The sequence below is a fragment of the Arthrobacter sp. UNCCL28 genome, assembly GCF_900102805.1.
Lineage (GTDB): Bacteria > Actinomycetota > Actinomycetes > Actinomycetales > Micrococcaceae > Arthrobacter > Arthrobacter nicotinovorans_A.
Genome location: NZ_FMWE01000002.1, coordinates 169,179 through 178,454 on the forward strand (window position 1 = coordinate 169,179; position 9,276 = coordinate 178,454).

The following is a 9,276-nucleotide window of genomic DNA, read 5'->3' on the forward strand; positions in this document are numbered from 1 at the left end:
TCATGGTCGAAATAACCGCAGCTGAACTTGAAGCGGCCGAGAAGATTTTTGGGGAGCGCCTGGATCTCGCCAAGCGCTATGTTGAACATCTTGCAACGTCCGGTACTGAGCGTGGGCTGATTGGTCCACGGGAGATTCCGCGTTTGTGGAGTCGCCACGTCCTGAACTGTGCAGTCATTGAATCCGCCATTGCCATGGACAGCCACGTCGCCGACGTCGGATCCGGCGCAGGCTTGCCGGGTCTCTGCTTGGCAATTGCCCGGCCGGACCTTGAACTGACTCTGATTGAGCCGCTTGAGCGTCGTGTCATCTGGCTCCAGGAAGTGGTGGACGATCTCGGCCTGGATAACGTCACCATCATGAGGACGCGTGCTGAGCTCGCCGTGGGCATGGTGGACGCCGACGTTGTTACGGCGCGGGCAGTTTCTGCTCTCAGTAACCTGGCAGGTCTGACGATTCCCCTCCTGAATGGCCATGGCGAAGTTGTCGCCATCAAGGGCCGCAGCGCGGCCGAGGAGATCGAGAAGGCCAAGAAGGTCATCCGCAAACTGGGTGGCGTGGAAACGTCAGTTGTTGTTTGTGGACAGGAGCTTTTGGAGGAACCCACCACCGTGGTGAGGATTATCGTCAACAAGCCCGGAAAGACGGCCTGAGACCCGCTTGGTTTCCCGCGTGTCGGCGGCTGAGCAGTTAGGCTAGAGAACGGCAGCAAGCGCCGAATGAGAGTGAGAGTGTGACCAGTGGGCAGTAGTGAAACCTCCACGCAGCGAATCCCCCCGTTTATGTCGTTGGGGTCCGCGCGGGCAATGGCCACACCCTCTGCATCTCTTCAGTCTGCGATTGTGCGTCCCAATTCGGTTGAGAATGCTGCCGTTTCACGTGAAACCGTATCTGATGGAGTGCATAACGTGATGGATTCCATTGATGACTCAAGTCCGATCGCCCGTCAGTTGGCCAATGAAACCCGTCGGCGCGAGCGGTTGATCGGCAGGGAGCTCCCCAAGCCGGATAAAACGCGCATCTTCACTGTCTCCAACCAGAAGGGCGGAGTGGGCAAAACCACCACCACGGTGAACATCGCCGCAGCCCTGGCCTCTGCCGGGCTCAACGTGCTGGTGATCGACATTGATCCCCAAGGAAACGCCTCCACGGCACTTGGAATAGAGCACCATGCAGACGTCGACAGCATCTATGACGTCCTGATCAACGACCTCCCCCTGAAGGACGTCGTTGCTGCCTGCCCTGACATCCCGAATCTGATCTGCGCCCCCGCCACCATCCACCTTGCCGGTGCTGAAATCGAGTTGGTCTCGTTGGTGGCACGCGAGCAGAGGCTTCGACGAGCCATCGACGTTTACGCCAAGGAGCGGGAGAAGAATGGTGAAGGCCGGCTGGACTTCATCTTCATTGACTGCCCTCCCAGCTTGGGCCTGCTGACGGTCAATGCCTTCTGCGCAGCCAGTGAAGTTCTGATCCCCATACAGTGCGAGTACTACGCACTGGAAGGGCTAAGCCAGCTCCTCAAGAACATTGAGATGATCCAGAAGCACCTCAACGCCGACCTGGTTGTTTCAACGATTCTCTTGACCATGTATGACGGTCGCACCAACCTGGCTGCGCAAGTTGCCTCCGAGGTACGCCAACACTTCCCCGAGCAGGTTCTGGGAGCCGTGGTTCCGCGTTCAGTGCGTATCTCTGAGGCGCCGAGCTACCAGCAAACGGTGATGACTTACGATCCTTCGTCGAGTGGTGCGCTTTCCTACATGGAAGCCGCTGCCGAAATCGCCGAACGCTAGAATTCTTGAAACACTGCAACAGCCTGAGCAGGTCCGTGCTCGGCAATTTCATCGGAGGGATGAATCAATGAGCGAAAAGCGAAGGGGCCTCGGTAGGGGTCTTGGGGCTCTCATTCCCAGCTCGGCTGCGGCCCAGGGAAACGGTTCTGCACCGTCCCGCCCAGTGGATTTGTTCTTCCCGGAAGCAAAGAAGTCCGCTGAACCGGTAGTGGAGGCTCCGACTTCCGAAGCGGCTGTTGAAGCTGAGGCTTCGCAGCCGCCTGGTGCGGCAGCAACCGTCGGTAAGGCCGCGGTGCAGGAGACTAGGAAGTCGGCAGCGTCGGATTCTGCTGCGTCCAAGGCTGCGGCTTCCAAGGCTGCGGCTTCCAACGGGCCGGCCTCCAAGGCGCCGGCCAAGTCCGCCGCCAAGTCAACGCCGGCTAAGACTGCGACCAAGCGAACTACTGCTTCGTCAACTCCGGAAACCAACGATGTGGATGCTGCGGCTTCCTCTTCCTCTGCGTCGGACGTGGAGCTGGTCGAGGTCCCCGGCGCCCGCTTCGCTGAGATCCCGGTGGGTGACATTCACCCGAACCGCAAACAGCCTCGTTCGGTCTTCGATGAAGATGACATGGCAGAGCTGGTCCACTCGGTTCGAGAAATCGGCGTCCTCCAGCCAATTGTTGTACGTACTTCAACCGAAAAGGGTGGAGAACCGTATGAATTGGTCATGGGTGAGCGTCGATGGCGTGCAGTTCAGGCCGCGGGCCTCGAAACCATCCCTGCGATTGTCCGAGACACCACCGACGACGACCTTCTCCGGGATGCGCTGCTGGAGAACCTGCACCGGAGTCAGCTGAACCCCCTTGAAGAGGCTGCTGCCTACCAGCAGCTCTTGGAAGACTTCGGCACCACCCACGAGCAGCTTGCCGACCGTATTGGCCGCTCACGTCCGCAGGTCTCCAACACGCTGCGATTGCTGAAGCTCCCGCCCTTGGTTCAACGACGTGTAGCTGCCAGTGTGCTTTCAGCAGGCCACGCCCGTGCTCTTCTGGCACTCCCGGACGCGGCCGCCATGGAACGTTTGGCTCAGAGGATCGTGGCTGAGGGTATGTCTGTCCGTGCGACAGAAGAGGCAGTGGCCCTCTATCAAGACCCCACTACACCGGCCAAGAACAGCATTCCGAAGCCGAATGCCCGCCATGAACGTCTTGACTACCTCGCTTCGTCCCTCTCGGACCGCTTGGATACCAACGTAAAGATCACTCTTGGGGCCCGCAAAGGCCGCGTGAGCATCGAGTTTGCCAGCGTTGAGGATCTCAATCGCATCATGGATGTCCTGGGACCTGGCGCCGAAGACTGACACTTCCGACTCTCTAGAATGGGACCTGCTCTTCCAGTAGGTCCCATTTTGCTTGTCCGCTAAGTTTTCTCCTACGAAATGAGCATGGTCCCGCCACATTTGCCGTGCGACATTTCCAGGCCTGGCCCCTGAGTTTCGGAACAGCGAAAAATCTCGATGTTTCACGTGAAACATGGGTGGTGTTCTCCCCGCTGTGGAGTCGTGGCATTGGGAGCAACTGTTCCGCAGTGTGGGTTACCTACGTCGGATTTGGCTTTCTAGCTAGTGTCGTGGACGGTGCGGTTTTGGTGGACTGCGATGCGCTTCATAGGCCTACTATCCCGAGCTCCACTCCCGAGTGGCTGCATTAGGCCTAGTGATGGCCGGATCGGAAGGAAGTGCCATCGCCCTATTGCGCCTGAGTCAGCAGAAGCTTGCCCTCGACTCCTCCGTAGGATCAGATACTGTTTCACGTGAAACAGCTGGGCTTCAGCAATACGCTATATATCTGGGTTCCATCTGCGGTGGTTCCGGTGTTCCAGGCCAGACATCAATTTGCCCTGAAGCAGTGTAGGCCGCATAAGCAGTAGTTAGCACTTCGGTTTGCCGTCACCCCGAGGTCTAAAGGCAGCGAAGTACCCTCGAGATTGTCTAGGAATTGCCTCAGCGGACTCAGATTTCGGTGGCAACCAGTGCCCGCCCAACCTGCTCTTTCTGGTCACCTAGGAGGTAACGGTGTGGGTCACGCAGTAGTTGTCTTGTGAGGCCTCGTTGGCCGGGTGGCAGACTCAGATACACTACCTGTCTGTTCGACGGCTCTTCTACTCCTCCTGCCTGGAAGTTAGCGGCTTCGGCGTCGCATATCGTGTTTCACGTGAAACGAAATCGGACATGGCCTCGGATCCAGGAAACCCGCAATGGCCAGCACTCCTTACAAGCTTGGAGCCCTCAAGACCTGGCGCATAAGACCACCCGAAAGAGCCCGGCCAGCAATCAAGGCGCCTAGTTGCTGATAGTCCACTCTTGGATAGATCGTCAGGCATGTTGATGCAGTTGTTTCACGTGAAACGTACGCCGAACTACCAACCTCGGTCTTAGCCTTCGGTAGGGCTGGGAGCAAAATTCGCTACTCAGTGACCAGCGCCCCGCCGCTGAAGGCTGCCTCTGATCGGCGTTTAGAGAGAGTGGATCTTTGCGGCGGCATTCAGTCTGTCATGTGATTAGGCCTGTAAGGCCCGCAGATCGGCTCTGTGACGTGGGCATCGTCCCTACTTTCTCTCCGGCCTCTCACGGGCTTCACGCCGGGCACCTCCCCCGTCTACCGAATCGCGATACGAAAAGGGTCTGGGGAACGGCGGCCTGGGGTACGGGCGGGAACGGCGGCCTGGGGTACGGGCGGGAACGGCGGCCTGGGGTACGGGCGGCGTAGATCAGTCGAGAGAGCTTGAACCTGGCTACTCAAGGCCTGGGGCATCGGCCGGCTATGGGCGAGTTGTTGTGACCCTACTTCCTGGGTGAGTAGCGGCAGGGAAGCAGCTACGGTGGCAGTCGTGGTTACCGTCCGTGAGTTGTGACCTCCTCATGTCTGTTCGCCACTGCGTGCAGGTTCTGTTCTCGCCTGTATTCGTCTCTCTGGCGTATGGGTAGCGAGGGCGGGTACTAAGGCCCCCGGTCTTTATCAGGGGTGAATCTACGCATACTCGCTCCTCCGTTGCTTCGTGGGCCCGTGGTCAGACCTGGTGTCCTTGGAGGTCCCGAGGTTGAAGTCCCTCAAATACTCGGCCGCCCTCCAACCGTCGCTTTGCGATTCCCGACAGCTTCGCTGATAGAGCCGCGCAGTTTTGCCATTGACAAGTCGGGGGTCCCAAATTTGCAGGATGACTCAAGTGTCCTTGCGGCTCCCTGCGAATATCGGAACCCCCTTAGTAGGGATGGAGCCGTGGCCGGTGCAGTTACGCCTGTTCGGGATTCTGTCCTCCTCCTCAGCACACCTCGGGTGCGACGACGGGAGAGCCGTCCTTTAGTCGTCCTGGCGCGGAACTGGCGGTTCTCTAAATGCCTTAGGCGGCAAGGAATGGCAGCCCGAGGAGCAGAAAGCGGACTGTTCAGGAATGCCGTTGGTTCAGGCCCGGTCGTTTGGCGGCACTGGCACCATCAGTCCCCTGCGGTCCACAGCAGGATAAGGAGAGGAACTACCGACGTCATCACCTGCGACCGCGCCACCGCTGGAAGAGCCTCAGTAAACATAGTTGGTGAAGGCACGGCCGATTGGTCTGATGTCGCCACTGCCCGATCCGTGACTGCCTGGCATTTCCGACCTGGCACACGATGGGACCTACCGTGATTGTGGCGGGCGAGCTCTGAAGGCGAGTGAACAGCTCGTGTCCGTTCATAACGACAAGGCAGATTGTTTCACGTGAAACGGGGAACTGATTGTGCCGGTGAGTGCATAGTGTCGACTGGGATGCCTGTGCATAAGGAAGTGGATATCCCTGTGGATATCGTTGGGGATAACTCTGTGGGCAATGTGGGTTGGTGTGGTGTGCTTCGGCCCACGTCGCTATCCGAGTGACCGCGACACCGGCTCATCGAACCTGCTTCAGTGCGAACACGATCGGAAGTTGCGAGAGCCGGTTCTAGCGGTATCCCTTTTCAGGCCTTTGCCCCTGATTTTCATTGGTTTTGGATGCAAATTTGGGCATCCAGCCTAAGCTGGGGGCGCACACATACGCTGGCGCGAGATCGTGGATATTTCCATCTCGGTCGTACTCAAGGACCTACGAGAACGACGATCTGTGAACGGGCTCATACTCAGTGGATAAGCCTGTGGATAAGTATGTGCACGACTTCAAGACGACTGGGTGTCGATCGGTGGACAACCGTGGCCAAATTGCAGTCACCTTGGATGATAGGCAGGCCGCCATGCGGCTTTGAGGACTCGATGCGACAAGGACACATGCCGGCTGGCACTAGGGTCCTCCCTGTCTTGTTCCAGCGCCACTACTCTAGTGGGGAAGAGCGTGCTCCTGACAGCCAGGAGCCCTTAGCCCCGCTTTTCGTAATGGACAACGACATCAAGGAATTCATCGGATGTCTTTCCCACTTGATGACATTGGTGGCTTGGACGGGCAGCGTATGCTCACTAGTGCCGGGGCTTGGGGCCGACGGACAGCCAGTACATTTAAGGCGTTGTTGTGACGGGCGCTAACCACGCTGACTGTTCCAAGAAGTAGTGGACTTCGACCCGGCCGCCGGTCTAAAAGGAGCACGAGGAGAGATGACCTAACCCTTGCAACAGGGCCGTGAGCTGTCCAGGTCCATGCCCGCGCGCAGTCACGTGTTCCCTTTCATTGGTCTTGTATGACTGCACCAGCTTGATCAGTCGATGTGCCCGAGCCAGTGTTTCACGTGAAACGTGCATTCGTGGCTCCCTCCCCTTTCGCCTTGACGACGGTCACGCCCAGCAATGAAGGAAAACTCCAGATCATGCCAGGAAGAGTATTCGTGGTCGCAGAAGCCAAGTTGGCCACAGCAGAACATGACCGTTGCAGCCACGCTCCCCCGCGTCCTTCTCTTCCCTGGAACGCCTGTGACACTCACGGCCTGATTTGAGAGACTGGATCGTGACTCCCCGTATCGGCAGGCATAGTTCTGGTTATCATCGAATGCCCTAATGTCGAGACTGCGGTGAGTCCCCGACACCGATGCGATTCGATGCTTGCTAGCGTTCACACACTCTGATTTCAATTGACGCCCCGATGGGCTCATTGAGAGAAACTGGACCACACCCAATTTGCCTGGATGTCGCCAGAGAGTCGTGTAGCCAAGCAGGTGCAACCGTGCGCTGCTCATGTTCGTCACCATGAAGGGTGATGCAGTGGCTATAGACCATGGAGTTAGTGGACCAAGTCGGATGTAGACGCGTCCCTCGCCGGAGGGCATCCTCCCATGTTTCACGTGAAACCCTGGGCGAGAACAAGCGACCAGAATTTCTCCCATGGTCAGCGGGAGTCGTGGCTCGTCACCAACTAGCACACGGATTCGGTCCGCCGTTCTGCTGCGTTCGCCTTTGCACTCAAGTCCGTTGGTGGCCCTAAGTATCGGGCATCCCTCTGGTCCTGCATGCATACCGGTTACTCACACGGTGCTGCCGTCAAGGCTCTGCCAGCTCCCGCCAGTGCGGCGTTTGTGGTTGGAACACTGCATCGCACGTTTCCTTGAGGGTGTGTAGGCCCGTAGCAACCGACGCCCACCCCACTGCTCAGAATGAGCTGTTGGTGCCCGCACCTCTGGCCCCATTCCCAAATTCGGACATGATCTCGCCAAGTTGTACTGCCCGGCCAGTTTCAGAAGCACCTGCAGGTGACCCTGCAGGGGTTCGATTGTTGGCCGTGGAGCCTCAAAACTCTCCTGGCAGATAGCAATTCCATGGAATCATCGTTTCATTAGTAGGTTGCTCGTTGCTGCCGTGGTTCTGACCCTCGTTGGCGTGCATCGCCTATGGGACTGGCGAGCCGGGCTTTGCAGTTGATAAGTTCTCTAACTCGTTTCGCCCAGTAGCTAAATGTCTCGAACATCCGTATGAGGAAGACCCGGAGGCGAGTTGAATGCGGCTTGCAGGGGGCCAGCGGTGCCTTGGAGACTCGTACCGGCTCCCCCAGGCTGCTTGTGCGCAGAATCAGCCCTGGCGGGTCTTCTGGCTGCCGAGGTCGGGCTCGCACGCTTCAAGGCGCAGGCAAAGTTCAGCGCTACCAGTAGCCTTCTGGCGGGTTCCCCGGGCTAACAAATCATGCAGTAGGAGAAACGTGTGCCTGTGACACCAAGACCAGTCCTGGGGTTTCACAGTCCTGTGGTTTCACCTAGATCACGCGCCCTGCATCAATGAAGTCAGACTCGTTGGGGGGACCAAATCATTTCGTTGCTGCTGCATCGGCCGTGGAACCTCCCTAGGCGCGGCAAGCGGACCGTTGTTTCACGTGAAACATGCGGTTGGCTCCGCGAAGAAGCGGCATTTAGGCATGACGGTGATGGCCCACCCTGGTGCGCCATACAGTAGATGATTCCGAAGCACGGCCTGCCCGCCCGTGTTTCACGTGAAACCACCCAGTGACTACCTTGAGCTAGGGCCGCAGGACTTTAGAGCTAATTCATCTCCTGGCGTCGCAGAGACGGGCGGACGTTTGCCACGAGCCGCACGTGTACTTGTGAGCGTATTGAACGCAGCTACTGAATCACCGGCTGCAGAAGTACAAGAGTCATTTGCCGACAAATGGGGAAATGGAGGACACCGCCCGATGCTGACCGATGGGCCTAGTGGGAACAGTCATGGTTGTCGTTCCCGCGCAATGCCTATTGGGTGACGTGACATTCGCACAGCATTCCCATCGGCAGAGGCAATTTCATTCACAGACCAGCGAATTCCTTGCCAAGGGCAGCCATGAAACCGCTGCGGATCTATGACCAGCTGTCCGCTTCCCACCGCCGTGATCTAACCTCTCTCCCCCTGATGCCTGCGTCGCGGGTACTCCCGCGAAACAATCGGTGAAACGGGTCCGACCTAGTTACGAGCGGATCTCACCCACTCAATTCGGGTCGGTCCTACAGTGCCGGCTAAGGGAATCGGGATTAGAGCCGTCCAGCATGCCTCCTCCAAAATCGACAGATGAGAAGGTGGCAGTTGAGCCCCGACCGCCTGTTTGAGCGCTAGTCTGTCCGCCCAGACGGATTGGCCCAACGAGGATTATCAAGACCATGCGTTCCATTGGCTCGATTATGCCGTGATGAAAGAGGGTTGGCCGGGAGGGGGTGGGGATGTGGAGGAGGGTTGCCCGGGAGGGGGTGGGGATGTGGAGGAGGGTTGCCCGGGAGGGGGTGGGGATGTGGAGGAGGGTTGCCCAGGAGGGGGCGGGGATGTGGAAGAGGATCGGCCGGGACCGGGGTGGGGATGTGGAAGAGGGTCGGCCGGGAGGGGGTGGGGATGTGGAAGAGGATCGGCCGGGACCGGGGTGGGGATGTGGAAGAGGGTGCAAGTTCTGCCTACCCCAGGTAGGGCCAACCGAGAAAGCCAAAACCTGAACCGCTGAAGGCTCCCCCGCAACGAACTGAGTGAAATGAAAGCTCTGGAAGTTTACTTATCCATGAAATACAAAAAAGCCGGCG

3 protein-coding genes are annotated in these 9,276 nt (G+C 58.3%); all 3 read left to right on the top strand.

Going from position 1 to position 9,276, the window contains the following annotated elements; translation table 11 throughout:
• Positions 1–2 precede the first annotated feature (2 nt).
• The 3 genes from rsmG to BLQ01_RS05465 all read left to right on the top strand — a co-directional run bounded on the left by rsmG (position 3) and on the right by BLQ01_RS05465 (position 3,138).
• Positions 3–653: a 16S rRNA (guanine(527)-N(7))-methyltransferase RsmG gene (rsmG, locus tag BLQ01_RS05455; RefSeq protein WP_011776793.1), complete on the top strand. Its 651-nt coding sequence runs from the start codon at positions 3–5 to the stop codon at positions 651–653.
• Between the two features lie 87 nt (positions 654–740).
• Entirely contained in the window at positions 741–1,796 is a 1,056-nt protein-coding gene (locus tag BLQ01_RS05460) for a ParA family protein (RefSeq protein ID WP_223944269.1), read from the top strand.
• A 67-nt stretch (positions 1,797–1,863) separates the two neighbouring features.
• Positions 1,864–3,138 (top strand): ParB/RepB/Spo0J family partition protein, encoded by a 1,275-nt coding sequence (locus tag BLQ01_RS05465; protein WP_091550518.1) that lies wholly within the window; start codon positions 1,864–1,866, stop codon positions 3,136–3,138.
• The last annotated feature ends 6,138 nt before the right edge of the window (positions 3,139–9,276 follow it).

Coding starts and splice junctions, on each gene's coding strand:
- rsmG (WP_011776793.1), top strand. CDS start 3: ATGGTCGAAATAACCGCAGCTGAACTTGAAGCGGCCGAGAAGATTTTT.
- BLQ01_RS05465 (WP_091550518.1), top strand. CDS start 1,864: ATGAGCGAAAAGCGAAGGGGCCTCGGTAGGGGTCTTGGGGCTCTCATT.